This is a genomic window from Pantoea sp. EKM101V, from assembly GCF_011800325.1.
Lineage (GTDB): Bacteria > Pseudomonadota > Gammaproteobacteria > Enterobacterales > Enterobacteriaceae > Pantoea > Pantoea anthophila.
The window spans coordinates 210,369-236,176 of record NZ_JAALFP010000005.1; the positions used below are offsets into that span (position 1 = coordinate 210,369).

Annotated in this window: 22 protein-coding genes; 9 read left to right on the plus strand and 13 right to left on the minus strand. The window is 57.6% G+C overall.

Annotation, left to right across the window (positions count from 1 at the left end):
* Positions 1 to 131: 131 nt before the first annotated feature.
* The 3 genes from HFD92_RS10455 to HFD92_RS10465 all read left to right on the plus strand — a co-directional run bounded on the left by HFD92_RS10455 (position 132) and on the right by HFD92_RS10465 (position 2,370).
* On the plus strand, positions 132 to 1,010 hold the full coding sequence (locus tag HFD92_RS10455) for a sugar phosphate isomerase/epimerase family protein (RefSeq protein WP_009092524.1): 879 nt from the start codon (positions 132 to 134) through the stop codon (positions 1,008 to 1,010).
* 191 nt (positions 1,011 to 1,201) lie between these two features.
* Positions 1,202 to 2,065 carry a glutathione-dependent disulfide-bond oxidoreductase gene (yghU, locus tag HFD92_RS10460; protein ID WP_009092525.1) on the plus strand — a complete coding sequence of 288 codons (864 nt, stop codon included), beginning with the start codon at positions 1,202 to 1,204 and terminating at the stop codon, positions 2,063 to 2,065.
* A gap of 11 nt (positions 2,066 to 2,076) precedes the next feature.
* A complete protein-coding gene (locus HFD92_RS10465; protein WP_009092527.1) occupies positions 2,077 to 2,370 on the plus strand; it encodes a DUF1330 domain-containing protein in 294 nt (97 codons plus the stop codon).
* A gap of 29 nt (positions 2,371 to 2,399) precedes the next feature.
* On the opposite strand, the gene HFD92_RS10470 is transcribed toward HFD92_RS10465, so the two are convergent.
* On the minus strand, positions 2,400 to 3,341 hold the full coding sequence (locus tag HFD92_RS10470; RefSeq protein WP_111208277.1) for a LysR family transcriptional regulator: 942 nt from the start codon (positions 3,339 to 3,341) through the stop codon (positions 2,400 to 2,402).
* A 64-nt stretch (positions 3,342 to 3,405) separates the two neighbouring features.
* Here HFD92_RS10470 and HFD92_RS10475 point away from each other — a divergent pair, with 64 nt between their 5' ends.
* Positions 3,406 to 4,476, plus strand: a complete 1,071-nt coding sequence (locus HFD92_RS10475) for a tartrate dehydrogenase (RefSeq protein ID WP_009092530.1) — start codon at positions 3,406 to 3,408, stop codon at positions 4,474 to 4,476.
* A gap of 53 nt (positions 4,477 to 4,529) precedes the next feature.
* Here HFD92_RS10475 and HFD92_RS10480 read toward each other — a convergent pair whose 3' ends face one another.
* From HFD92_RS10480 to HFD92_RS10495, 4 genes are all read right to left on the minus strand, one after another.
* Positions 4,530 to 5,861 (minus strand): glycoside hydrolase family 28 protein, encoded by a 1,332-nt coding sequence (locus tag HFD92_RS10480; protein WP_140922748.1) that lies wholly within the window; start codon positions 5,859 to 5,861, stop codon positions 4,530 to 4,532.
* A 103-nt stretch (positions 5,862 to 5,964) separates the two neighbouring features.
* Entirely contained in the window at positions 5,965 to 6,780 is an 816-nt protein-coding gene (locus tag HFD92_RS10485; protein ID WP_009092533.1) for a carbohydrate ABC transporter permease, read from the minus strand.
* A complete protein-coding gene (locus tag HFD92_RS10490; protein ID WP_009092534.1) occupies positions 6,780 to 7,652 on the minus strand; it encodes a carbohydrate ABC transporter permease in 873 nt (290 codons plus the stop codon). The genes HFD92_RS10485 and HFD92_RS10490 overlap by 1 nt, the downstream gene beginning before the upstream one ends.
* 57 nt (positions 7,653 to 7,709) lie before the next feature.
* A complete protein-coding gene (locus HFD92_RS10495; RefSeq protein ID WP_009092535.1) occupies positions 7,710 to 9,041 on the minus strand; it encodes an extracellular solute-binding protein in 1,332 nt (443 codons plus the stop codon).
* 550 nt (positions 9,042 to 9,591) lie between these two features.
* Between HFD92_RS10495 and HFD92_RS10500 the strand changes: the two genes are divergently transcribed.
* Both HFD92_RS10500 and HFD92_RS10505 read left to right on the plus strand, forming a co-directional pair.
* The gene (locus HFD92_RS10500) at positions 9,592 to 10,191 is read left to right on the plus strand and encodes a GNAT family N-acetyltransferase (protein WP_046101048.1); all 600 of its coding nucleotides are present in this window, start codon (positions 9,592 to 9,594) and stop codon (positions 10,189 to 10,191) included.
* A gap of 12 nt (positions 10,192 to 10,203) precedes the next feature.
* Positions 10,204 to 11,295 (plus strand): ABC transporter ATP-binding protein, encoded by a 1,092-nt coding sequence (locus tag HFD92_RS10505; protein ID WP_167428901.1) that lies wholly within the window; start codon positions 10,204 to 10,206, stop codon positions 11,293 to 11,295.
* Positions 11,296 to 11,351: 56 nt separating this feature from the next.
* Here HFD92_RS10505 and HFD92_RS10510 read toward each other — a convergent pair whose 3' ends face one another.
* Both HFD92_RS10510 and HFD92_RS10515 read right to left on the minus strand, forming a co-directional pair.
* Positions 11,352 to 12,467, minus strand: coding sequence for an ROK family transcriptional regulator (locus HFD92_RS10510; protein ID WP_009092538.1), 1,116 nt, complete (start codon positions 12,465 to 12,467; stop codon positions 11,352 to 11,354).
* A gap of 30 nt (positions 12,468 to 12,497) precedes the next feature.
* Complete coding sequence (locus HFD92_RS10515; protein WP_167428902.1) at positions 12,498 to 13,391, minus strand: BadF/BadG/BcrA/BcrD ATPase family protein; 894 nt, start codon at positions 13,389 to 13,391, stop codon at positions 12,498 to 12,500.
* Positions 13,392 to 13,662: 271 nt separating this feature from the next.
* Here HFD92_RS10515 and HFD92_RS10520 point away from each other — a divergent pair, with 271 nt between their 5' ends.
* On the plus strand, positions 13,663 to 14,820 hold the full coding sequence (locus HFD92_RS10520) for a Gfo/Idh/MocA family protein (protein ID WP_167428903.1): 1,158 nt from the start codon (positions 13,663 to 13,665) through the stop codon (positions 14,818 to 14,820).
* 485 nt (positions 14,821 to 15,305) lie between these two features.
* Here the strand turns inward: HFD92_RS10520 and HFD92_RS10525 are convergent, their stop codons facing one another.
* Together HFD92_RS10525 and HFD92_RS10530 are read right to left on the minus strand one after the other, a co-directional pair.
* Positions 15,306 to 15,947 carry a hypothetical protein gene (locus HFD92_RS10525; RefSeq protein ID WP_111208661.1) on the minus strand — a complete coding sequence of 214 codons (642 nt, stop codon included), beginning with the start codon at positions 15,945 to 15,947 and terminating at the stop codon, positions 15,306 to 15,308.
* Between the two features lie 541 nt (positions 15,948 to 16,488).
* Complete coding sequence (locus HFD92_RS10530) at positions 16,489 to 17,730, minus strand: MFS transporter (RefSeq protein ID WP_033736437.1); 1,242 nt, start codon at positions 17,728 to 17,730, stop codon at positions 16,489 to 16,491.
* Between the two features lie 399 nt (positions 17,731 to 18,129).
* On the opposite strand from HFD92_RS10530, the gene HFD92_RS10535 reads away from it, so the two are divergent.
* Both HFD92_RS10535 and HFD92_RS10540 read left to right on the plus strand, forming a co-directional pair.
* A complete protein-coding gene (locus HFD92_RS10535; RefSeq protein ID WP_111208662.1) occupies positions 18,130 to 18,729 on the plus strand; it encodes a hypothetical protein in 600 nt (199 codons plus the stop codon).
* 276 nt (positions 18,730 to 19,005) lie between these two features.
* Complete coding sequence (locus HFD92_RS10540) at positions 19,006 to 21,396, plus strand: glucose/quinate/shikimate family membrane-bound PQQ-dependent dehydrogenase (protein ID WP_009092543.1); 2,391 nt, start codon at positions 19,006 to 19,008, stop codon at positions 21,394 to 21,396.
* Positions 21,397 to 21,451: 55 nt separating this feature from the next.
* On the opposite strand, the gene HFD92_RS10545 is transcribed toward HFD92_RS10540, so the two are convergent.
* The 4 genes from HFD92_RS10545 to HFD92_RS10560 all read right to left on the minus strand — a co-directional run bounded on the left by HFD92_RS10545 (position 21,452) and on the right by HFD92_RS10560 (position 25,320).
* A complete protein-coding gene (locus tag HFD92_RS10545) occupies positions 21,452 to 22,657 on the minus strand; it encodes an MFS transporter (RefSeq protein ID WP_111208663.1) in 1,206 nt (401 codons plus the stop codon).
* 110 nt (positions 22,658 to 22,767) lie between these two features.
* A complete protein-coding gene (locus HFD92_RS10550; protein WP_167428904.1) occupies positions 22,768 to 23,664 on the minus strand; it encodes a LysR family transcriptional regulator in 897 nt (298 codons plus the stop codon).
* Between the two features lie 167 nt (positions 23,665 to 23,831).
* Positions 23,832 to 24,200, minus strand: a complete 369-nt coding sequence (locus HFD92_RS10555; RefSeq protein WP_009092546.1) for a helix-turn-helix domain-containing protein — start codon at positions 24,198 to 24,200, stop codon at positions 23,832 to 23,834.
* Between the two features lie 223 nt (positions 24,201 to 24,423).
* The gene (locus tag HFD92_RS10560; protein WP_111208665.1) at positions 24,424 to 25,320 is read right to left on the minus strand and encodes a hypothetical protein; all 897 of its coding nucleotides are present in this window, start codon (positions 25,318 to 25,320) and stop codon (positions 24,424 to 24,426) included.
* Between the last annotated feature and the right edge of the window lie 488 nt (positions 25,321 to 25,808).

Consider the following 25,808-nt stretch of genomic DNA (forward strand, 5'->3'; position numbering starts at 1 on the left):
TCCGTTTCTTTCTGCGTTCTCTTTAAAACAGTCATTTGCTAAAACCGGTGAAAGGCTTGTGCGAAAGCGGCGCGCAGACAGGCGTCCTCTTCACTCAGGAACCGTTCCTTCAACCTTGCCGGAGCAGAGAGATGAAAATCGCTTTTGATGTGGATGTGATTAAAGAGCTGGGCATCACCCGTATGGTTCATCAGGTCGCCGACTGGGGATATCAATATATCGAACAGTCGCCGCATCCGCAGATCAACCCGTTTTATAAACATCCCAAAGCCAGCCGCGAAATCATCACCGAATATAAAAATGCGCTGCGTGCGACCGGCCTGGCGATCTCCTCGTTTATCGTCGTCTATCGCTGGTCCGGCCCGGATGAGCTGCGTCGTCAGGCGGCGGTGAAGAACTGGAAGCGGATGATTGAGATCGCGGTTGAGATGGGAGTACCGGTGATCAATACCGAACTCTCCGGCACGCCAAACGAGCCGGAAATCTGCGAAGAGATGTTCTATCGCTCGATGGAGGAGCTGCTGCCGATCCTCGAACGTGAAGGAATACGCGTCGAAATTCAGGCGCATCCGTGGGATTTCTGCGAAGAGAACAACGAAACCGTGGATATCGTGAAGTCGTTCCGCAGCGATAACGTGAAGTATATCTACAGTGCGCCGCACACCTTCTTCTATGACAAAGGCAAAGGCGATGTGAAACCGATGCTGGAGTACGCCGGAGACGATCTCTCCCATATGCTGATTGCCGACACCATGAACCACACCCGCCACTGCCGCTACATCGTCAATCCGCCAGGCGTCGACGCCACTATTCATCAGCATGTCGGTGTTGGTGAAGGTGAGGTCGATTTCGACACCCTCTTCCAGACCCTGCGCGACACTGGCTTTGCCACACGCCGTTACAAAGTTGGCGGAGAGCCGATCATCGCGGCCTCGCTGTTTGGCTACCCGGAAAAGATGTCGGTTCAGGCCATTGAAACCCGCGAACGGATTGAGCGCGAACTGCTCTGATCCCCGCAGCCATGCAGCCCGGCAGTGATCCTCCGGGGCGATGCCCGCCCCGTTTTTCCTTTTTTCATCTTCCCGATCGCCCAGACATCAGCGGATTGCCGCGCGCCCTCACGCAGCCAGCAGAGTTAAACCGCCTTTTCAGCACCTGCTACACTCCAGACAAACATCACACCACGAGGCGAACGTTTATTATGTCGGAAAATGCATATCAGCCTGCAACAGTCTGGAACTGGGATCCTGAAGCCAAAGGCAACGGCGCGAAAACCAATCGCCCGTTCGCGGGTCCTACCCATGAAAAAGCGCTGCCGGTCGGTAAACACCCTTTACAGCTCTACTCACTCGGCACCCCGAACGGTCAGAAAGTGACGATCCTGCTGGAAGAGCTGCTGGCGCTGAACGTTAACGACGCAGAATATGATGCCTGGCTGATCCGTATTGGTGACGGGGATCAGTTCTCCAGCGGGTTTGTGGACGTGAATCCGAACTCAAAAATCCCGGCGCTGAGCGATCACTCCGTCACCCCGCCGCTGCGGGTGTTCGAGTCGGGCAATATCCTGCTTTATCTGGCGGAAAAGTATGGCTACTTCCTGCCAAAAGATATTGCCGGCCGCACAGAAACCCTGAACTGGCTCTTCTGGCTGCAGGGCTCTGCGCCTTATCTCGGTGGCGGTTTTGGTCATTTCTATCACTATGCGCCGGAAAAAATTGAGTACGCCATCAACCGCTTCACGCTGGAAGCGAAGCGTCAGCTTGACGTGCTGGATCGCCAGCTGGCGGATCATCGCTATCTGGCCGGTGAGGATTACACCATCGCTGACATCGCCACCTGGCCGTGGTACGGCAACATGGTGCTGAATGACCAGTATGGCGCGGCGGAATTCCTGGATGTGCAGTCCTATAAAAATGTGGTGCGCTGGGCGAAAGAGATCGCGCAGCGTCCCGCCGTCATTCGTGGCCGAAAGGTCAATCGTGTCATGGGCGACCCGGCCGATCAGCTGCATGAGCGTCATGATGCTGCTGACTTCGATACCCAGACCCAGGATAAAAAAGCGTAAGGAGCTAACCTGTGAGTGCATACGTCGTATTTATTCGTGATAACACCCTGAACCAGGACGAAATGAACACCTATTCTGAGAAAGCGGGCCAGGCACGCGGCGATCATCCGATCAATCCGCTCGCCTTTTATGGCGCGCTGGAAACGCTGGAAGGTCCGGAAGCGGAAGGCGTGGTGATTCTGGAATTCCCGACCCGCGAAGCGGCGCACGCCTGGTATGACAGCCCGGAATATCAGGCTGCCAAAGCGCACCGTCTGAAAGGGGCGAACTATCGCGTGGTGCTGGTGCAGGGCATCGATAAATAACACGCAGGGCGGCAGCGATGCCGCCTTTTTTACGCCTCCACCTTCTGCAGCGTCTGCTGCAGAAACGCCACGAACGCCGTCACGCGTGCCGGAAGCTGACGCTGCGCCTGCCAGACCGCAAAAATGTCGCCATCGGGTGCCTGCCATTCAGGCAACACCGGCACCAGATCCCCCGCCGCGAGGCTGTGCTGCGCATCCCACCAGGAACGCAGCAGAATGCCATGCCCATCCATCGCCAGCCGCATCGCCACTTCGCCATCGTTGGTCATCAGGCTGCCGCGCACCTTCTGGCTGATGCTCTGCTCACCGCGGGTCAGTCGCCACAGGGTAAAATCGCTGTCGTGCTGACGCAGTAGAATGCAGTTGTGTTCCGCCAGCTCGCTGACCGTCGCAGGCAGGCCGTGCCGGGCAGCATAAGCGGGCGAACAGCAGAGAATACGCGGATTGGTTCGCAGCTTACGCGCCACCAGCCGCGAGTCGGGCGGCTCACCGACGCGAATATCGATATCGATGTGCGCATCGAGAAAATTCAGCGGCTGGCTGCTGAGGTGTAGAGACAGCGCAAGCTGCGGATGCAGCGCGGCAAAGGCGGAGACGCACGGCGCGATATGGCGACGGCCAAACCCGAATGAAGCGTTGATATTCAGCGAGCCGCGCAGCTGAGCGGTTTCACCGCTGACCGCCTCTTCCAGCGCCACCAGCTGATCGAGCAGCGGGCGGGCACCAGCCAGATAACGGTGGCCTTCCGGCGTCAGCTCCAGCCGTCGCGTGGTACGGCGCAGCAGCTGCACGCCCAGACGCTGCTCCAGCTGGCTCAGACGTTTGCTGACGGCCGCCAGCGACAGGCCCAGCTCACGTGCCGCTGCGGTCAGGCTCTCCAGCCCGGCCAGGCGAACAAAGAAGGCCAGGTCATCGGTGGAGGTGCGGGATTCTCTACTTTTATTCAACACTGGTTTGCGTTTCAGACTCATTATTTCCCCGGAAGCGACAGTTATACTGCGGTCACAATTCGAACATCAACCGGAAAGGTGCCCTGTGACTGAGAAAATCCATCGTATTGCCGTGATCCCCGGCGACGGTATCGGTAAAGAAGTGATGCCGGAAGGCGTCCGCGTGATGAATGCCGCCGCCGAAAAATTTAACATTCCGCTGCGCTGGGAGTGGTTTGATTACGCCAGCGCTGAGTACTGGCAGCAGCACGGCAAAATGCTGCCTGACGACTGGTTCCCGCAGCTGAAAACCTTCGATGCCATCTACTTTGGCGCCGTCGGCTGGCCGGAGGTGGTGCCTGACCACGTCTCCCTGTGGGGGTCGCTGTTACAGTTCCGCCGCGAGTTCGACCAGTACGTCAACCTGCGTCCGGTGCGCCTGATGCCCGGCGTCAAAGCGCCGCTGGCCAATCGCCAGCCGGGCGATATCGACTTCTATGTGGTGCGTGAAAACACCGAGGGCGAGTACTCCAGCGTGGGGGGCACCATGTTCCCCGGCACCGATCGGGAAGTGGTGATTCAGGAGACGGTGATGACGCGCACCGGCGTCGATCGCATTCTGAAGTTTGCCTATCAGCTGGCGCAGAGCCGGCCGAAGAAACATCTGACCTCGGCCACCAAATCCAACGGCATCGCCATCACCATGCCTTACTGGGACAGCCGCGTCGACGCGATGTCCGGCCAGTTCCCGGAGGTTCGCGTCGATAAGTATCACATCGATATTCTCACCGCCAACTTCGTGCTGCACCCGGACTGGTTCGATGTGGTCGTCGCCAGCAACCTGTTTGGCGATATCCTCTCTGACCTTGGCCCGGCCTGTACCGGCACCATCGGCATTGCCCCCTCCGCCAACATCAACCCGGAAGGTCTCTTCCCCAGCCTGTTTGAGCCGGTTCACGGCTCCGCGCCCGACATCGCCGGTAAAGGCATTGCCAATCCCATCGGCCAGATCTGGTGCGGTGCGATGATGCTGGAGCATCTCGGCTACAAGGCGGCAGGCGAAGCGGTTCTGGACGCCATTGAACGCACGCTGGCGGCGGGTGAGCACCTGACGCGTGACCTCGGTGGCTGCGCCAGTACAGAAGAGCTGGGAGCGGCCATCGCCGCCGCACTGTAAGTGAATCACGCTGCCGCCCGCCCCCGGCGGCAGCCCTCTCACCACCGCGCCACTTATTCCGGTAGCCGGACGACCATCGCCGGATGCCACCCTGCGGGTAAGGGGTCCGGCCGCACGATGTTCAGGTTATGCAGGTGCAGGTTCTCTACGCCGCGCGCAAACAGCCCTGGCAGCCCGCCGGGATAGGGCTCAACCCCAAATGCTTCACCGGATGCCGGGTCAACCCGGTAGGCGTTATCCAGGCCCATGCCGGTCGGGGCGTCCGGGTTGCAGGGCGGCCGTATGTCGTAGTGCCCCTGGGGCAATGACGCCACCGCCTGCTGCATCTGGATCTGGCTGATAACCACATCGCGTATCCAGCCCGGTTCTGCCGCATGCAGGTTAATCGCCCCCTCGGCCACGCCGGTTATGGTACTGAACTGCACCTGCTCCACGACGCCGGGTGTGATGGCGGGATCGCGGCGGCGTACCGAAATATGCAGCGGATCGGCTTTGCCCCAGTGACAGGGCGGCGCGTGGTGACAGGCAAACGTCAGATTACTGAACAGCAGACGCCGCATGGCGCCGCCGTCGCGCGACAGAATGCCAATCCCCCGGTTCGAATCAAAAATAGTGCAGCCGGTTACCGTGACATCTTCCACATCGTCCCAGGTTTCGGTGCCAATCTTCAGGGCGCAGCTGTAGCTGCGCAGCAGGCAGTTGGTGATCATAATCTGCCGCGCCGGCCGCCGCAGTGCGGCGGGTTTATGGGTGGTTTTGATACAGATGGCATCGTCGGCGGCGCTGAAATAGCTGTTGCTGACAAACACCGCTTCGCAGCTGTCGATATCCAGCGCATCGGTGTTGGGCATCGTCATGGCGTTGTCGATGGTGAGGTGATCGATATGCACATGGCGGCAGCTCACCAGATGGACCGTCCACATCGGTGCCTGCACCAGCGTAAAGCCGGTCAGCGTCACCTGCTCACAATCTTCAAACACAATCAGGCGTGGCCGGTCAGCGTGCGGCAGGCGATAGCCCTGTGCATCACGCTCAGCGGCAAACCAGGCGTCACCCTCACCATCAATGCGGCCGGTGCCGCTGAGGGTGATATTGCGCTGGCCCAGCGCATAGAGCAGCACGTTGTGGGATTTCTCCGCGCAGCTCAGCGCCTGCACCGCCTGATAGTCAGCCAGCTGCTGGCTGGCGATCAGCACCGCACCCGCGTCGAGATGCAGCTCAATGTCTGAGGGCAGATTCAGGCAGCCGCTGCGATAACGTCCGGCAGGCAGTGTCAGACGGCCGCCGCCCGCCGCCGCAATCTGGTCAAGGGCGCGCTGCAGCACGGCGGTGTCCGGGGTTTCGCCGTCGGCGGCAGGATGAAAATCAGCAAGGGAAAGGTGCATGGTGCGTCTCCCGCAGGTTTGAGGAGGAAAAATTGCAGCACGAAACGGCGCAGAAAACCTTTGTCTGGCCGCCAGTTCGCCGTTTCGTGCGGGCTGTCACAGATTACTTCACGGCCCCTTCCGTCACGCCGCTGATAAATTTGCGCTGGAAAATCAGGAACACCAGGATCAGCGGCATGATCACAATCATCGCCCCCGCCATCAGCACCGGAATGTCGATGGTATTTTTATTCTGGAAAAACATCATGCCAATCGGCAGCGTCCGCAGCTCATCTTTGTTCACCAGAATCAGCGGGATCAGGAACTCATTCCAGGTCCAGATAAACAGCAGCAGCCCCAGCGTGGAGAGGGTCGGCCAGATAGCGGGCACCAGAATGCCCCACAGGATTTTGACCCGCGACGCGCCATCCATCACCGCCGCCTCCACCAGCTCTTTCGGCACCTGCTGAAAGGCGCTGGCGATCATCAGCGTGGTAAAGGGCAGCGACAGGGCAATCTGCGGCAGGATCAGCGCCAGATAGGTGTTGGTCAGCCCCATCCAGCGCAGCTCGTGATAGAGCGGAATGATAAAGGCCTCACTCGGCAGCACCATACCCAGCGCCAGCATCGCGGCTATCACCTTTTTGCCGGGGATCTTCAGCCAGGCAAAGCCAAATCCGGCCAGAATGCCCAGCAGCACGCTGAACAGCACCACCGGGATCACCACCAGCACAGAGTTAAGGAAGTAGACGCTGAAGTGTCCCTGCTGCCACGCGGTCAGGTAATTTTTAAAATTAAGCGAGGCGGGCAGCGTAAAGACGCCCTGAAACAGCTCCATCTGGGTTTTGAATGAGGTCATCAGCGCCATCAGAAACGGCAGAATCGTCATCAGCGCCACGATCCAGATCAGCGCGCGTGAAATGACCGGCGTGCTTCGCATCAGTAACGCTCCCTTAAGGCCAGATGGATCAGATAGTTAATCCCCAGAACAATGATCATGCTGAACACCGCCACTGACGAGGCATAGCCAAAGTAGTGCAGATCAAAGCCCTGCTTATACATAAAGATGTTGGTGACCATGGTGGAGGTGCCCGGCCCGCCCTGGGTCATGACATAGACCAGGTCGAAGGCTTTGAGGCTGGCGATCACCGTCAGCAGCAGGGCAATCCGCAGCTCGGGTCGCAGACCCGGCAGCGTGATGCGCATAAACTTCTGACGGCGCGACGACCCATCCAGGTCGGCCGCCTCCAGCAGGGAGGGGTCCATACGCTGCAGGCCCGCCATAAACAGCACCAGACAGAAGCCGAAGAAGTACCAGGTGGCGACCAGACCGACCGCGGGCAGCGCCCAGGTAAAATCGCCCAGCCACGACAGGGCCAGCTGCGGCAGGCCGACGGCGCGCAGTATCTGATCGATCGGGCCAAACGCCGGGTTATAGAGCCAGCGCCACACGACCCCCAGCACGGCCATCGGCATGATGTAGGGCAGGAAAAAGAGAATGCGCAAGACGCTGCGTTCCTTGTTGTTGCGCGTCTCATAGAGAAAACTGCACAGCAGCAGGCCAACGCCGATAGGCAACAGGGTATAGAACAGCATCAGGATGGCGTTATTGCCCAGCGCAATCCAGAACACCGGATCGCTGAACATCCGCATATAGTTACTGATGCCGCTGAACACCGGCAGTGAGGTGCCGTCCCATTCGGTAAAACTGATGCCCAGCGAGGCCAGCAGCGGAAAGAGCAGAAATACCGCATAGACCAGCACCGCAGGCAGCACATAGAGAAAATTACGCCAGCCGCTTAAATTCAACATAACCCTACTCGTGACTCAGAACAGTGCTCAGGCCCGGCGCTTCGCCGGGCCTCCGGCTTAGTGTTTCAGGGTTTTCAGGTAACGCTGATAGTTGTTATCAAAGTTGACCACCATCTGATCGGCGGTCTGACGGCCCGCCAGCAGCAGCTGGACATTCTGATTCAGCTCGGCATTCATGGTCGGGGTCGCCCAGTCTACGTAATGACCTAAACCGTCATACTCATTGAGCGTCAGCCAGACCTGATACGCTTCGGCCAGCAGCGGATTGTCCGCCGGCATGGTGGCCGCTTTGTTGGTGCTGGCGGGCAGGAAACCGACCTTCAGCCAGCGGTTCGCCATGGCATCAGAGACCATATAGTTGATGAACTTCGCCGCACCCTCCTGCTGATCTTTGCCTTTGGCGGTGCTGGTGATGGAGAACGCCAGATCGGTGCCCCCCACCATCAGCGGCTGCTTCACACCTTCACCGGCAGGCATCGCCGCGAAGTGAATATCTTTGTTGTCTTTGAACTGGCCGAGGTACCAGGTGCCACTGACCAGAAACGCCGCCTGACCGTTCTGGAACAGGGTGGCGGCATCGTCATGGCCAATGCCCTGGAAGCCGGGGAAGAAGTAGCCTTTGTCGGTCCAGCTCTTCATCATGGTGGCGGCGTTGACCAGCTTGCTGTCCCTGAAGGTGCCGCCCACATCGTAAATCAGGTTATCCAGCGTCTTGCGGTCACGGCTCTCGATCTGGGCCTGCCACAGGGTGCTGAGCAGCTGCTGGCCCATGTTGCCGTCCAGCAGCCCCAGCATCATCGGCGCGGTGCCCTGCGATTTGAGTTTCGCCATGGCGCTTTCCAGCTCTGCCAGCGTTTTCGGCACCGGAATGCCCGCTTTATCCAGCAGCGCTTTGTTGTAATAGAGTCCGACCATCTCCCCCAGGCTGGCGATGCCGTAGAGTTTGCCACTGCCAAATTCACCGCTGTCTGACCAGCGGTTACGTTTCAGAATCGAGTCCGGAAAACGGGTCGTCCAGCCATAGCTGGCTGCGTAGCTGTCGAGCGGCAGCAGCAGCTTATCTTTAACCAGCGAGCCCATATCCCCGCCGCCCTGGTTGACCTGCGCAATCTGCGGGCCGTCACCGGCGGTCAGCGCCAGCTTAAGCGGGATGCGGGTATCTTCAAAGGAGTGCACCGAGCGGTTGATAACAATGCCGGGATTCTGCTGAGAGAACTCTTTGATCCCCTCATCCACCGCGGCGGTCTGCTGCGGATAGTTGTAGATATCCCACTCATTAAGGGTCACGGCGGCGTGGGCGGCCTGCGAGACGCTGCCTGCCAGCAGGCCCGCTGCCAGCAGCCGACCCACATTGCGAATTCGGAACGAACGAACGGAGGAAACAGACATTATGCTCACCTTCTTCAGACCAGAATCGGCATCCCTGCATCTCACCGCCTGACATCCTGCAGGCTGAAGCCGCACACAAACGCACTGATTCATACTTACTTTAATAAAAAAATAAAGTCAAACAACCTGCCGCGGGAATTGCAACGCTGTGAGCGCGCGCAAATAAACAGCAACCTGGCGTGAATATCAGCACATCACGCTGGTCTGACGCCTGTTAACCGCGGCGGCAGCGTGCACCGCGCGCTTTTCACAGCAGGAGATCGCCAGGCTATAATGACAAAATAACACCCTGATAAACCATACGAAAATCCTATCACGCTCACACTTTTCTCTTTTTACCGGCGCTGAATCTGCCGCCAGCCGCCGCCCTGCGGGCGTGCTGGCGATCACAGTTGTGCATCATGACGCCGTGAAAGATTGCTTAACCGTCAGCGTTAGTGCGATAAGGGAATTATTCTATCTTGAAAACTAAGTCCACATTCATTAACGTAACTTTATCCTGTGGATCTGTTTACTCCCTGACCGTTTCACTCACTCATGAGACTTCACCATGGCGAATCAAGGTGTCATTCGTCCGGCCACGCCGGCGGACTTCCCGGCGCTCTACCGTATCTGCCTGGAAACAGCGGATGCCGGTGGCGATGCCCGCGCGCTCTACTCCGATCCCGACTATCCCGGCCAGCGTTTTGCCGTGCCCTACGCGCGGTTTGCGCCTGACTTCGCCTTTGTGCTGGAGCGTGACGGTGAGGTGCAGGGTTACGTTGTGGCCGTGCCTGACACCCGCGCGTTTGAGGCCCAGCTCGACGCCGAATGGTGGCCGCAGCTTCAGGAGAAATATCGCGACCGCAGCGCCAGCGCCCCGCTCGACAGTAAAGTGCTCGACGCCATCCGCCAGCCCGATCAGGCCGCGGAGACGCTGGTGACCCGCTGGCCCGCGCATCTGCATATCAACCTGCTGCCTGCCGCCCAGAAAGGGGGCTGGGGTCGCCGGATGATTGAGCATGAGCTGGCGGCGCTGCGGGCCGCCGGGGTCAGCGGTGTCCATCTTGGCGTCAGCCTGCAGAACGAGCAGGTGTGCGCCTTCTATACGCGTATGGGGTTCACCCCTATCCTGCGCAGTAATGCCATCTACATGGGCCAGTTACTCTGAGTGAGGTAGCCGATGACCAGCCTGCGCTTGCAGAATGTGAAGAAGTCGTATGAGCACGTCAATGTCATTCATGGCATCGATCTGACGATCAACAGCGGCGAATTTGTGGTGTTTGTCGGCCCTTCCGGCTGCGGCAAATCGACGCTATTACGGATGATCGCCGGGCTGGAGGAGATCAGCAGCGGTCAGCTGCTGATTGAGGGGCAGGATATGACGCAGCAGCCCGCCACCGAGCGCGGCATCGCGATGGTGTTTCAGTCCTATGCGCTCTACCCCAACATGACGGTGCGCGGCAATCTGGCCTATCCGCTGGAGGTCATGAAAAAGTCGAAAGCGGAGATCAACCAGGCTATTGCGCAGACGGCAGCACGGCTGCACCTGACGGAACTGCTCGACCGCCTGCCGCGTGCGCTTTCTGGCGGACAGCGGCAGCGCGTGGCGATTGGCCGCGCCATTATTCGTCATCCGCGTATTTTCCTGTTCGATGAACCGCTCTCCAACCTGGATGCCGAACTGCGTCTGCAGATGCGGATCGAGATCGCCCGCCTGCACGCTTCACTCGGTAACACCATGATTTATGTCACCCACGATCAGCTGGAGGCGATGACCCTGGCTGACCGCATCGTGGTGCTGCGTCAGGGCCGGATTGAGCAGGTCGGCGCGCCGCTGACGCTCTATCACGACCCGGATAATCTGTTTGTCGCCGGGTTTATCGGATCGCCGAAGATGAACTTTCTGCGCGCCGAGATCAGCGCGACAGGTGAAGGTGAAGTGCAGCTGCGGGTGCCGGAGCTGAAGATTGAGGGGCTGGTCATGTCCCTTGCGGCTGCCTGCCGCGAGGGCCAGACCGTCACGCTGGGTATCCGTCCCGAGCATTTTCAGCCTGCCGCGCAGACGCCGGACGCCCTGCGTTTTCACGGCGAGCTGGCCTATGGCGAGATGCTGGGTCACACCAACTATCTCTACCTGGATATCGGACGTGAACAGATGCTGGTGGTGGAAGAGCGCGAGGCCACCCCGCGCGATCTCGGTGCGCAGGTGGAACTGGGCATCTCTGCCGCGCACTGCCTGCTGTTTGATGAGCAGGGTCTGCGCCTGCGCTAGGAGAAGCGCGGAAACAAAAACGGGCGCTTAGCGCCCGTTTTTATTCGAGTGTTAACTCAGGTGACCGGCTCTTCGTCAGCCTGGGCTGCCAGCAGATCGAGCAAGCGGTTAACGGCAAATCCCGCCGCGCCCAGCGCCCACATCCGGTTCGATTCCGTCAGAAACTGCAGCGGCGTCATCTGTGGCGTCAGTTTCAGCCGGTAGGCCTGGAAACTCTGGGTGATGTGATCGAGCAGAATGCGTGATGCCATGTGCGGCTCCATCGCCAGATAGACCACATCCGGATCGTAGGCCACCGACAGGTTCGCCAGCGAAATGCCCAGTTCACGTCCCGCCTCTTCCAGCGCCGCCAGCACCTCTGGCGTGGGCCGCTGATCCAGCGCCTGCAGCGTCACGCCCTCCGCATCCTGCTCCGCCACCCGCTGCAGAATGGCACGCGAGGAGGCGACATCTTCCAGCAGGCGCAGCGAACCATCGCCCACCAGCCCGTTACCAATTTCGCCCGCCTTGCCGTGACGACCGCGATAGAGCTGACGATTAAGGATGATCCCCGCGCCAATCCCTTTGCCGTAGGTGGCGATCACCGCCGACTGCGCATTGCCGAGCTGACCAAACACCAGCGCGGCCATGGCCATGGCGTTGGCGTCGTTTTCAATAAAGACCGGCAGCGAGAAGCGCTCTTCAAGCAGGCGCGCAATCGGAACGTTATCCCAGCCCAGCACCTTGGAGCGGATGCAGTAGCCGTTTTCAGCATCGACCAGCCCCGACAGCGCCAGGCCAATGGCCCCCACCCGCTTCTCCTCCACGCCGCGCAGAAACTTCGCCAGCGCATCGCCAAGCTGGCGCGGCGTCAGCGTGCCTTTCGGCATCTGCTGTTCGCCCAGCAGGTTGCCGCTGAGATCGGTCATGACGATCAGGTTGCGTTCCGCATTGAGCTGAATCCCAATCACGCTGGCGCGGTCGGGGTTGAGCCCCAGCAGGGTTTTTGGCCGCCCCATCGACACGCGACGCAGCCCCAGCTCCTGCACAATCTCCTGCGTCAGCAGGCGGTTGGTTGCCTGTGAGACGGTCGACATGCTCAGTCCGCTGCGAACTTTCAGATCTGACTGGCTGATTGGCGCATTTTCGACAATCAACCGCAGAATGCGCGCGGTTACGTTGGGAGCGGTCATAGATTCCTCGGGTTATCGGGCTGAGGCAGCTCAGCCCGCTTGAGATCGGTAATCGGCAGGCGTCAGCTGCTGCGCCAGGGTCAGCGCCCCGCTCAGGGCATCGCCCTGCGGCACCACCAGCCGGGCCTGAATATCTTCATCCAGCCAGCGCTGAATCGGCGCGGCCACGCCGCCCATCAGCGCCACCGGCCCGCTGCTCAGGGCGATCAGGCGTCGCACCATCAGGCCGATATCGGCGGCGGTCTGTTGCAGCAGCTCCTGAGCGTGGCAGTCACCCGCGTCGGCGGCTGCAAAAATCTGTGGCACCACGCGGGCCCAGTCAGCAGGCACCGCCGTGCGCGTCCAGAGCAGCATGGTTTCCGGGCTGTCGCCGAACTGCGCCATCAGCTGGCGGGTCAGGGAGCCGTGCGGAATGATCGACTCATGCGCCAGCAGCGCCAGACGCAGCGCGCGACGGCCCAGCTCCGCCCCCGATCCCTGATCGGAGAGGGCAAAGCCCCAGCCGCCAAGCAGCGTAAAGCGTTCGCCATCCCAGGCGGCGCCCTGACTGCCGGTGCCGATGATAAAGACCGCCCCAGGCTCGCCACCGTGCGCGCCCGCGCAGGCGATCTCCACATCGCTGACCACCTGCAACGCCGCGCAGGCGGGCTGCCAGCTGGCGAGGCGCGCCTGCACTGAGGCGACGTTAGCGCCCGCCAGCCCCGCCACCAGCGCGGTCTGCGCCAGCGCCTCTGCGGTGAGTCCCGCCTGGATGAACACCTGTTCAGTCAGCTGCCCGACGCAGGTCAGGGCCGCATCATAATCTGACCAGACGTTGGCGGGTCCCCCGGTGCTTTCTGCCAGCAGGCGGCCCTGCCGATCGGTTAAGCGCGCGCGACACTGCGTTCCGCCGCCATCGATGCCAAGAAGATAGTGTGGTTGCACGCGCTTCCTTCCCTGATTAAGGGTTATAGCCATAATGAGCGAACGATAGGATAAAAAAACTTAAATCGCAATAACAAATAAATATGGTAAAAACATCCTGGCTATTTTTCCTTAATTTACATAAATATAACAAAAACCCACCCCGCAAAACGTGCAGCGCGATGTTGACATTACTTTTTCTGCCGTAATAAGTTGGTGGTCAGATTATCAGCAGCCGCGCCCGACCGCTGGCGGGCTTTGCATCATCCGATCTCAGGAGCAGGGGTTTACCATGAAAGTAGGCATTATCGGTCTCGGCTTTCGTCTGTCCCACGTCATGAAAGAGTTCAGCAAGGCTGACGACAGCTTTTCCGTCGTGGGCTATTACGATCCGGCCCCCGCCGGATTGCCGAATCTGCACAGCTTTGGTATCGCGCCCGGCCAGGCTTTTGCGTCTGTGGACGAACTACTGGCTCACGGCGGAATGGATGTGGTGCTGGTGGGTTCACCCAACTTTCTGCATCTGGAGCATGTGGGTCAGGCGCTGGCGGCAGGCTATACCGTCTTTACCGAAAAGCCGGTGGTAATTAATGAAGAGCAGACCATGGCGATGGCAAAGCTGGTGCGTCAGTATGGCGAGGCGCGCATTCTGGTCGGGCTGGTGCTGCGCTATTCACCGCTTTATCACGATCTGCTGGCTGCGCGCGATGCGGGCCAGCTGGGCGAAATCACCTCGATTGAGGCAACCGAACACATCAAGCCTTATCACGGTGCCTTCTTCCAGCGCGACTGGCGACGGCTGGAGAAGTATGCCGGTCCCTATATTCTGGAGAAGTGCTGCCACGACATCGATCTCTATCAGGGCCTGCTGCAGCGGCGTCCGACTCACGTCGCCAGCTTTGGTGGCCGGAAATCCTTTACCCCGGCTCACGCCCCGCAGGGGGCGATCACCCCTGACTCTGAGCTCTATCACGTCAAACCCAGCGGCTGGTCCAGCACAGATGCGGTCTTCGACAGCGATGCCGACATTGTCGACTACCAGACCGCGCTGATTGAGTATGAGGGGGGAGCCACCCTCGCCTTCCACGCCAACCTGAACGTGCCGGATGAGTTCCGCCGTTTCTGCGTCATGGGCACTGACGGCATGGCGGAAGGCGACTTTGTGCGTAACTACTTCCGGGTGCACAACGCCCGCAGCGGTGAGAAAGAGGTCGATACCGCCTACAGCGGCAACGCTTATGATGGCCATTACGGCGCGGATGCGCTGATGGCTGAAGAGATCGTCAAACATATTAAACAGGGAACACCGCTGAAAGTCTCAGTGGTGGACGCGCTGGAAGCGGGCCTCACCGCCATCAAAATCGATGAGGCACGCAAAACCCGCAGCGTAGTGGACATGCGTGAAAGCTGGCTGACATTTGACGCCAACCTGGGAAAATCCGGGGCCTGACGGCCCCAGCCTCAGGGGCGGCCGCCCCCGCCGTCCCCGGCTTGTTACTGGCACTCTGACTGGTACTCTGCTGAACTGGCCTCCGGGCCAGTTACTTCTCAGGTGACAGGCATTATTCCCCTTCAGGCCTGCCGCCTTATGTCAGCAACAGACGCACGAAAACGCCTTTAAATGGCCTCTTCCGGTATGAGAATAAATCGACAGGGTGTTGCTCACGCAGGCTGCAGAGCAACGATTGAACCCATGTTGATGAGCGGTAGTCGCTGCTGCCTGCTGGTCAGGCGTTTTGCGTGGCCTATTTCCGATCTTCTTTAGATGAAATCATCCAGGCTAACCCGTAAAGAACCAGTCCAGCGAGAAAAACGAGCAAGGGGGCGAGTACGCGCATAATCCCTTCATTCGCAAAGATGGCAATGAACATGCCCGGCACTACGGCGCTGATCACAACCGCCCCTGATAACTCAGAAATGACTTTTCTGATGACTCTAAAGATTCTCGATTGCACTCAGAAATTGCTCCGTTTTCAGAGGGTTTTTACGAAGAGTCTCACCAAGCTCAATGTAATTAGCTAAAGGTTCTTCAAAAAGGAAGTAAAGCATTTCAAAATCAAGTATGTAAAGCTTTGACCATAGCGCAGGATTTTTATGGCTCAATCGCCGGGAAGCTGCAGAAGCACGTGAAAGTACTCCCTGCAGAACTATGCCGCCCGCGAGGGTGCCCGTCCACAATCGTAGGGATAACCTCGTTATCACGCTGGCCATCATTCCTCCGATAACTTTTGAACCAAGATATCCTGTAATAGCCAGCTGCATTGACTGTCTTGAACCCAGGGAAGCCGCAGCTCCGATGAGTTTATCTGTGATTTTTTTGAGGGCTGGGTCTGGAAGATAGGACAGAGAATCTTTGATTATCATCTCCGCGATCTGCCCCAAAATGGCTCTGTTCCGAAAGAGCTTGTTTAAAGCCCGATACATCCTCTCATCATCACCGAAGTTACGGCGCTGAATGTTTCTTCCGCCATCTGTCAGGTTGAGGTCCTGAAAAGTTCTTTCTATACCCAGATAAAAATCCATCGGAAGAGAAGCAATACCATCAGCAACCGATACGGCAAGCGTTTTTGCGTCCATTCATTCTTCTACCGTCTGTGATATCAGCCTGAAAAATATCAGGCAAACCCACTTTTAGTAAACGAAAACTTATCTTTTAAGCACATGAAGCATTGTTTTTAGTGGACCTGATTTGTATTCATACCTATGGCAGCATAATGAATTTACGTTTGAAAAGGACAACTTTTTATGAACTCATTTTCACGGCACTACGACACTAAAAGATGTTCAAAATGGTGCCGTTCGTATCAGAAAGCAGCAAGAAAATCTCAGAGAGTACAGATAGGTTTAGGCACCTTATGCACTAAAAACGAAGGGATCAGATACCTGTAGCTAAGCATCGTAGGCCACGGACAAAAACGCCGGAAGCGTTTTAGCACAACGCAACGCCGTTGGCCCGTCTACGGGAGCACCTCATGGATGAGGTGCGTAATCGCCCGCGCTGAGCCTGCCAGGGAGGGCGTTTTTGCGTCTTTGCGGAGGACATATGCTCCCTGAAGCCTGCGCTCAATTTATCAGCGATAACCTTCCTGACATCACAAGCGCATACAGCTGCCCTGGGTCAGACCGCATCCCCCTCATTCTCCAGCTTCTGCCGCCGCCGCAGATGCGGAAACAACTTCATCCACAGGGCCACCACCACCAGCGTACCGATCCCGCCAATCGCCGCCGCCGGGGCTGCGCCCATCCATGCTGCCAGCATTCCCGACTCAAACTCACCCAGTTGATTCGACGTATTGATGAAAATGGCGTTCACTGCATTCACCCGCCCGCGCATCGCATCCGGCGTATCCAGCTGCACCAGCGCACCGCGAATCACCATACTGACCATATCGAAACCGCCCAGCGCACACAGCGCAAGCAGCGACAGCCACAGCTGCGTCGAGAGCGCGAACACCAGCGTGGCAACACCAAAGCCCGCCACCGAACCAAACATAATCATCCCGACGTGCTTATCCAGCTTATGCCGGCTCAGCCAGATGCCGACCAGCAGCGCCCCCACAGAGGGCGCGCCCCGCAGCATCCCCAATCCCCACGGCCCGGTATGCAGAATATCTTTGGCAAAAATGGGCAGCAGCGCGGTCGCGCCACCCAGCAGGACGGCAAAGAGGTCGAGCGAAATCACGCCCAGCACATCTTTGCGTTCGCGGATAAAGTGAATCCCGGCAAACAGATTCTTCATGTTCATCGGCAGGCGCGGCTGCAACGGGCGCTCATAGCGCAGCAGACTCACCAGCGTCAGCGAAATCAGATAAAACAGCGCAGACACGCCATACACCACATGCGGTCCCGCGACATAAAGCAGCCCGCCCAGCGTCGGTCCGACGATAACCGCCGCCTCGCCGCCCACCGAGTTCATCGCCATCGCCCGCGCCAGAATCGCGGGCGGCACCAGCGACGGCAGCATTGAGGACATCGAAGGCCACTCCAGCGCTTTCGCCACCGCAATCATAAATACCAGACCCCAGAGCGTAACCCGATCGGCGGTAGAGAATAAGGTAAGCACCACTAATGCCAGCAGCGCAGCAAATTCCACCAGCTGACCGAACAGCACGATACGCCGCCGGTCATACTGATCTGCCAGATGCCCTGCAGGCAGCGCCAGCAACACTGACGGCAGAAACTGCATTAAGCCGATCATCCCTAACGCCATCGCGCTGTCGGTCAGCGCATAGATCTGCCAGCTGATCGCCACCGAAAACATCTGAAAACCAAACGATGAACAGGTTCGTGCCAGCCAGAAGGCGACGAATGCCCGATGTCGCCACAGCGGCTCTTCCGCTGCCGATGCCATAAATCCCATGTCTTATCCCAAATTTGATGAGCCGTCCCGCGTCGTTGCGCGGTGTTATTTGTGCGGTCGATGAGGAACGTCAGATAACAGAGCGGATGAAGTATAATCGCGATGGTTTCCCCTCTGCTGCTCCCGGCGATAAATCGCCTTCCTGTCCATGCCGGGCCTGAAAAATCTCTCCTGATTATTACCAGCCTATTGGTCCCGACTATTGAATATATTCCACGTCATCATCAGACGCCAAAGGAATTATTGCTTCTGTGCCGAAGCGTTTATTTACGCTCCGCGACAATAAAAGGATGATTTGGATTAAGCAGATGATCTATATTTATTCGCGCGTTTGGAAAATGCGACCGTTTATATGATTGATTATCAATAAATCCTTTTTTATTGCACGCCAAAGAGATAATGAAAAACAGTTTATATAACCCTTATGTTACTGAACCTATCCATCACGTTACGCGTAATGTCACGGGCATTTGCTATAGCGTGCCATATCTTCAGCAAAATCAGGACAGCCGCAATATACTTAATACGAACAACATTATTTCATTACACAATCAAATCGCTACTGAAGCAGCATTAATGATTGTTCCGGTAGAAGACTTTCGGCTGCAGGGAATGATTGCGGTTCCGGATGCTTATTCTCATTTACAGAATGGGCGAATCAGAATTGGTATTAATTATACCAGTTTAGCCGCACACCACGCCTCACTGCTTGAATTAACAGAGAAATTTGATTTCTGGCTTTATGATTTTGCTCCGCCCGGCGCAGACTGGCGACTGCTGGAATCCTTTCCTTTTTCCGGGATTGTTTTAACCGAAGCGTTCTTTAATGACAATTATGAAAAGTTTACCTTTCCTTTTTTCATGGCGACATTCCGTGAGAAAGGGGCCGAGGTGATCGTGCGAAGTCATACGCCGCCTTTAAGCGCTGAACAGTTTGCTGAGATAAATATTAGCGGCTGGCAACAGCAACGCTCGGACGGCGACCTGATTAGCTGCTGAACCACAAATCCTGCCCTCCGGCGTTAAGGGCACACGGCGGTGCGCTTAACGTCCATTAATCCCCCATAAAATGTCGCGTTACTTCATTTGTTAAGCGCTTTGAGCTAAAAAAATCAAACCTTGATCTAATTTTGCTATAACATTTAACACAAAGGGAGCGTCTGTCTTAGCGGAAGAGATTCTCAAGAACACCCTTAATCATTTGTACTTGATAACTGGAAACAGCCTATCTGGTTGTTTTCGTATGTTTTATGGCAACAAAACGAGGTCGATATCATGGGGAAAAACTCCTCATCGTTTAGCGTAATTCGTTTCCTGACGATACTGTTCGCAGTACTGACGGGCGCGTTTATGCTGATTGGCGGTGGCTGGTTAGCCGCTATTGGTGGTTCCTGGTATTACGTTTTCGGCGGTGTGGTTATGCTCATCACCGCTTATCTGCTTTCCCGCCGTAAAAGCACCGCGCTGGTTCTCTATGCGCTGCTGCTGATCGGCACCCTGATCTGGGGCGTGTGGGAAGTCGGGACGGACTTCTGGGCGCTGGCGCCACGCACCGATGTGCTGGTGATTTTTGGTGTCTGGCTGATCCTGCCGTTTGTCTATCGCAGTGTTAACGCCGGTAGTAAAGCAGCACTGGGTACCATGGCTGTGGCGCTGATTGCCAGTGCGGCCGTGCTGGCCTACGCGGTATTCAACGATCCGCAGGTCATTAACGGTTCTGTGCCGGAAACCGCTGACAATGCGCAGCAGGCTGCACCGCTGAGCAACATTCCGGATGCTGACTGGCCCGCTTATGCGCGCGATCAGCAGGGAACCCGTTTCTCGCCGCTGAAGCAGATTAACCACGAGAACGTGAAAGAGTTACAGGTTGCCTGGCAGTTCCAGACCGGCGACATGAAAACCCCTAACGATCCGGGCGAAATCACCGACGAAGTGACCCCGATTAAAATCCGCGACACCCTTTACCTCTGTTCGCCACACCAGATCCTGTTTGCGCTGGATGCGGCTACAGGTAAACAGAAGTGGAAGTTTGATCCGGCCATGAAGGTGAATCCGACCTTCCAGCACGTGACCTGCCGCGGCGTCTCCTACCACGAAGTGCCGGCAGCCGCTGATGCAGCAAACAGCCAGCCTGCGCTCTGCTCACGTCGTATCTATTTACCGGTTAACGATGGTCGTCTGTTTGCACTGGACGCCGAAACCGGCGAACGCTGCCCGACATTTGGCGTTAACGGCGAGCTGGATCTGCAGCACAAACAGCCCGTCACCACGCCGGGTCAGTATGAGCCGACCTCACCGCCGATCATTACCAACACCACCATCATCATGGCGGGTGCAGTCACCGATAACTACTCAACCCGCGAGCCTTCCGGCGTGATTCGTGGCTTTGATGTGAATACCGGTAAACTGCTGTGGGTATTTGATCCGGGTGCTAAAGATCCGAATGCCATTCCGGCTGATGAACACACCTTTACCCTGAATTCACCGAACTCATGGGCACCGGCGGTTTACGATCCGAAACTGGATACCGTTTACCTGCCAATGGGCGTGAGCACACCGGATATCTGGGGCGGTAACCGCACACCAGAGCAGGAGCGTTACGCGAGCAGCGTGCTGGCGCTGAACGCCACCACCGGTAAGCTGGTCTGGTCTTATCAGACGGTGCATCACGACCTGTGGGATATGGATCTGCCGTCGCAGCCGACCCTGGCTGACATCACCGATAAAGATGGCAACACCGTCCCGGTGATCTACGCACCGGCTAAAACCGGTAACATCTTCGTTCTGGATCGCCGCACCGGCAAGCCAGTGGTTCCGGCGCCAGAAACGCCAGTGCCACAGGGTGCCGCGAAAGGCGACCACGTTGCCGCCACGCAGCCCTACTCTGAGCTGACCTTCCGTCCGAAACAGAACCTCACGGACAAGGATATGTGGGGCGCGACGATGTTTGACCAGCTGGTATGCCGCGTTATCTTCAAGCGTCTGCGCTATGAAGGTCCGTTCACGCCGCCATCTGAACAGGGTACGCTGGTGTTCCCGGGCAACCTGGGTATGTTCGAATGGGGCGGTATCGCGGTCGATCCACATCGTCAGATTGCGATTGCTAACCCGATGGCGCTGCCGTTTGTCTCGAAACTGGTTCCACGCGGTCCGGGCAACCCGATTGAGCCGCCGAAAGGCGCAGAGGGTGGTTCAGGGACTGAAACCGGTATTCAGCCGCAGTATGGCGTGCCGTTTGGCGTCGAACTGAATCCGTTCCTCTCTCCGTTTGGTCTGCCATGCAAACAGCCAGCCTGGGGTTACATCTCCGCGGTGGATCTGAAGACCAACGACGTCGTGTGGAAACAGCGTATCGGTACCGTTCGTGACAGCTCACCGGTTCCGCTGCCGTTCAAAATGGGTATGCCGATGCTGGGTGGTCCAATCACCACCGCAGGTAAGGTATTCTTCATTGGTGCGACCGCCGATAACTACCTGCGCGCTTTCAGCACCGACACCGGCGAGCTGCTGTGGCAGGCACGTCTGCCTGCAGGCGGCCAGGCCACCCCGATGACCTATGAAGTGAATGGCAAGCAGTACGTTGTCATCGCAGCAGGCGGTCACGGTTCGTTTGGTACCAAGCTGGGCGACTATGTGATTGCCTACGCACTGCCAGACCAGAAGTAATTCCAGCTTCGGTCAGTAACAAAAGGCGGACTCCGGTCCGCCTTTTTTGATCGCGTTACTTTTTCATTCCGCGCCAGTTAAGCCATGCGCAGAAGAGCATCACCGCGCAGGTCGCCAGAAATACCGGCCGCATCCCGAACGTCCCGCCGACCACTCCACCGAACAGCGGGCCGCTGACCTGACCCACATATTGTGCCGAAGTGGAATAACCGAGCATCCGTCCGACCTGCGAGCCCGGTACGTTATGACGGATAATCGCCGTGATGCATGGCATCAGGCCGCCCAGCGCCATCCCCATCAGAAAGCGCAGCAGCACCAGCTGCCAGGCCGCCGTGATAAACGCCTGCGGGATCAGCAGCACGCCGCTCAGCAGTAATCCCCCTGTCAGAACCCGCCAGTGTCCGACGCGATCGGCCAGGCGACCGAGCCGCGGTGCTGCCAGCACCGTGCCCAGCGCGGCGGCGGACATCACGATCCCGGCCATCAGGGTGATCTGATGTTCACCCTGAACAAAGTCGCCGACGTAGAGCGTAATAATCGGTTCAATCGACATGCTGGCAAAAATCAGCAACATGCCGGAAAGCCACATCAGCCGCACCAGGCGGTGATTGACCGGCAGCTCTGCCGGCATCGGTGAAGGACGATCGCGGGCGGTGCCGCTGGCACGCGGCTGCTCTCTGAGTAAAAAGGTGGTGGCGAGGAAGGCGAGAAAAATCACCGCGCCGGTCAGCCAGAAGGTCTGCCGGATGCCAATCAGCGGCGGCAGCAGGCCACCCAGCAGCGGCCCAACCACGTTGCCAGCCATAATGCCGGAGGAGAGGACGCCCAGCGCCCAGCCTGTCTGCGCTTTGGGCGTCTGCGCCGCCACCAGAATGGTCGACCCCGACGCGTAGCCACCCAGCAGCCCCGCCAGCAGACGCAGCGCCACCAGCTGCCACGGCGCCGTCGCCATACCAATCAGCGACATCGCAATCGCCATGCCGAGGCTGGCCCGAATCAGCATCAGCTTGCGACCGTAACGATCAGCCAGCCGGCCCCACAGTGGTGCCGTCAGCGCGGCACTGAAAAAGGTCGCCCCATAGGCCAGGCCGGACCAGCGCGCAATGGCGGCGGGCTGCTCAACGCCAAGCTGCTGAACATAGAGCGGCAGAAAAGGCAGCAGCAGCGTCATCGCCACGATAGTGGTAAAAGATCCGACGACGCAGACCGCTAAATTACGTTTCCAGTGGTGAAACACTGCCGTTTCGGGTGAGTGTTGCATAGCCATATCCCTTTATTGATCAGGGATACAGGCTAACCAGGGCGGCGGGTTAACAACAGTAACGCCGCGATAGTTACTCTGTGGCGATGAGTGTTGTCAGCAGGCAACAATCAGCCTTTGCTCAGCGCCGCAACCAGCGCATCGCTCAGCAGCGTGACGGGCGACGCCGTTTCCGGGGTGTCGTGCAGCAGCAGATAGCTTTGCAGACGGTCCATCTGCCACTCCGGCAACAGCTGCTGAATATCACCCCGCCCGACCGCCTCCTGCGCCATGTAGGCGGGCAGATAGGCGATACCGCTGCCGGCCAGGGCCGCATTCAGCAGTGCCATGCTGTTATTGGCGCGAAAGCGACTGCGTACATCCAGCGCCAGCCGCTGCTTATCGCGGCGGAACGGCAGCGCAGCGGTGTGGGCCGGACCATGAAACAGCAGAAGGTCGTGACGCGGCAGCATCCCGGGGTGAGTGATGGCCGGTCGCTGTGCCAGATAAGCAGGCGCGGCATAGAGCCCCCAGTCGATATCACTCAGCAGCCGGAAATTGCCCTGACGCGGTGCCCGGGATCGGATCACAATCGCCAGATCATCCTGATCGTCCAGCTGATCCTGGCTGCGATCGGTGAGATCGAGATCGACGTTGATATGCAGATGGCGGCGCAGAAAGCGATTAACGACAGGCACTACGCACTGACAGCCGAACGTGACGGGCGCCTGCAGCCTGACATGACCGGCGGCCTGCTGATGCAGCTGCTGAACGAACGCCTCGGCGCGCTGTGCTTCCGCCAGCATCCGGACACAATAGGGGTAGTACGCCTGCCCCAGCTCGGTCAGCGCCAGCCGCCGGGTGGTGCGCTGCAGCAGCCGGATACCGAGCCTGAGTTCCAGCCGGGCGATCTCCCGGCTGACATGCGATTTGGACCAGCCCAGTGCGCGGGCGGCCTCGCTGAAACTCTGTAACTCCACCACCCGTGCGAATACCAGCATGGCGGTTAAATTCGCGCCATTTTCCATGTTTCCCGACTCCGACAGTAAGGGGATGCAGGCAACAAACTAGCACGTTCAGGCGGGGGGGCTGTGGGGAGGAGGCAAAAAAAACAGGGCGATAGCAGGCGAAGCGAGGGTGGTGCGCGGAGTGACCTTTCCGTCTGCCTGCCGTGACGGAAAGGCCTTGTCAGGCATCAGCTGGCCATCGCCAGCGGGAACAGCAGTCGATCCGGCTCGACGCGACGCTGGCGGCGCAACTGGCCCGGCGTCACCATAAAATAATTTTTGAAGGTCCGGGTGTAGGCCTGCTGGGTATCAAAGCCGTAGTTCATCGCCACCTGCAGAATCGCTTCGTTGCTGCTCAGCAGCGTGAGCGCCGACTCCGTCAGGCGACGCTGACGGATATATTCTGCCAGGGAAAAGCCGGTGTGCTGGCGAAACAGGCGTTGCAGATGCCAGCGCGAATAGCCTGAGCGGCGCGCCACCTCATCCAGATGCAGATCGTGTCCTAAGTTGTTCTCTATCCAGTCCAGCAGACTCCGAATAAACTCGCGCTGATTCATGGTTCCTCCTGTTCAAGCTGATGTGCAGTGGAACCACTCTACCCGCTAAAATTTATCCCTTAATTAGCAGAAAATTAGCGCAGAATTAGCAAGGGTTGAAATGGAGGTGAGAGGGTGCGGCCAGCGGGGGCTGGCTTGCAAGGGACAGCAGACCCGGCGCAGAAAATGACGGTGAAGAGAAGCGCTATTTTCTCAGGCAGTCACTAATGAGGGGCCAGTAGTCTTATCCGGCTTCAATGCGTCTGAGGTATCGCTGATACTCCTTAGCCAGAAAATCCACTTTTCGAGGTAACTCCTCCCGATAAAATCCGGATGGCATGTCGTCGCCAGGCTCCTGTTGCAGTTCTGCCGCCAGTTGCTCAACAATCCGATATAAGGGGATTTTGTGCTGTGCCTGAAAACGTCTGAATGCTCTCTGCCAGATAAACGAGACAAAGTAGTCAACGTAATGCCTTCCCTGTCGGAAAGGAAGGGTTTGTAATTTCTCCAGCAAAAAGTTGAAAGCAGGCAGAGCCAGCACGCGTATTCGGTCAGCTTCAGTCAGCCTGTTTTTTCCGCCGGGAACGGTGGCATTTGAAAGGCGAGAACGGATACAGGCAATCGGATTCAGAACCCGAACATATTCATGGCTCATATCTGCACCATGTCGATCCGGCATAACCAGAAAGGGTTCTGTATTTAACATCAGTTTATCACCGTCAAAATCTCCAGCATCAAAGCCTGTGGGCCGATCGATAATATCCACAATATTCGCCTCATTTAGTTGCTCATTGAGGAACTGACCCTGGACATCCTCCTTGACCCTGCCTGTATCTTTATCAATAAGGGTGAGGAGTGCGATCGATGGCGGATTAAAAATGTCCTGAACCTGTGCTGAAACGTTGAAAATTTTTGCAATTACATCAACGCCTTCCTTTCGGGTCACATAGTCGACATCAATTGAAGTTATGGACGTGATGTCAGGCTGCTCAGGATAGAGATGCAGATACGTCAGATACCAGTACATAACAGCCTGACCACCAACGGTAATAACCGGGGATGGGAGCTGTTCCGCATTATCGATCAGATATCGATTGAGTTTAAGAAGTTGCTCTTCGGGAGGAATTGCCTGTGATGTCATAAAAAAACCCACCGGTATGATGGGCTTATTTTATCGCATGGCTGCGTTTAGCAGGGCATAACGTCAGAAAAATGCGAGGCTGCGTCCACCTTTTGCAGGCACAATACCCTGAGGTCGTTTTTCAAGTATGCGTCCCGGAGCCTGACCTTTTCGGACAGCTTCAACACGCTCCTGATACTCGCGCTGATGTCTGATTTTTACTTCCAGAGCTGACATACTGTCCACCGATGAAATGTCTGACATTGATCTGTTGCTCAAATATACGTCACCCTCTTTACGCATGCAATCACGGGTATCTCGATGAGTATAGTGAGGTACCCTGCCACCTCGATAACATATCAGTGACGGCGGTCTGCCAGAATCGTTCGTGCTGCAGGCAGGCGGTAAGTCGCAGCCAGCGCGGCGACAGCGGGAAGTGTGAAGGCGGATAATTCTGGCCTAACAATTGATGAGTAAACTCTCTCCCATCTTTGCAGAGGAGATCAGCC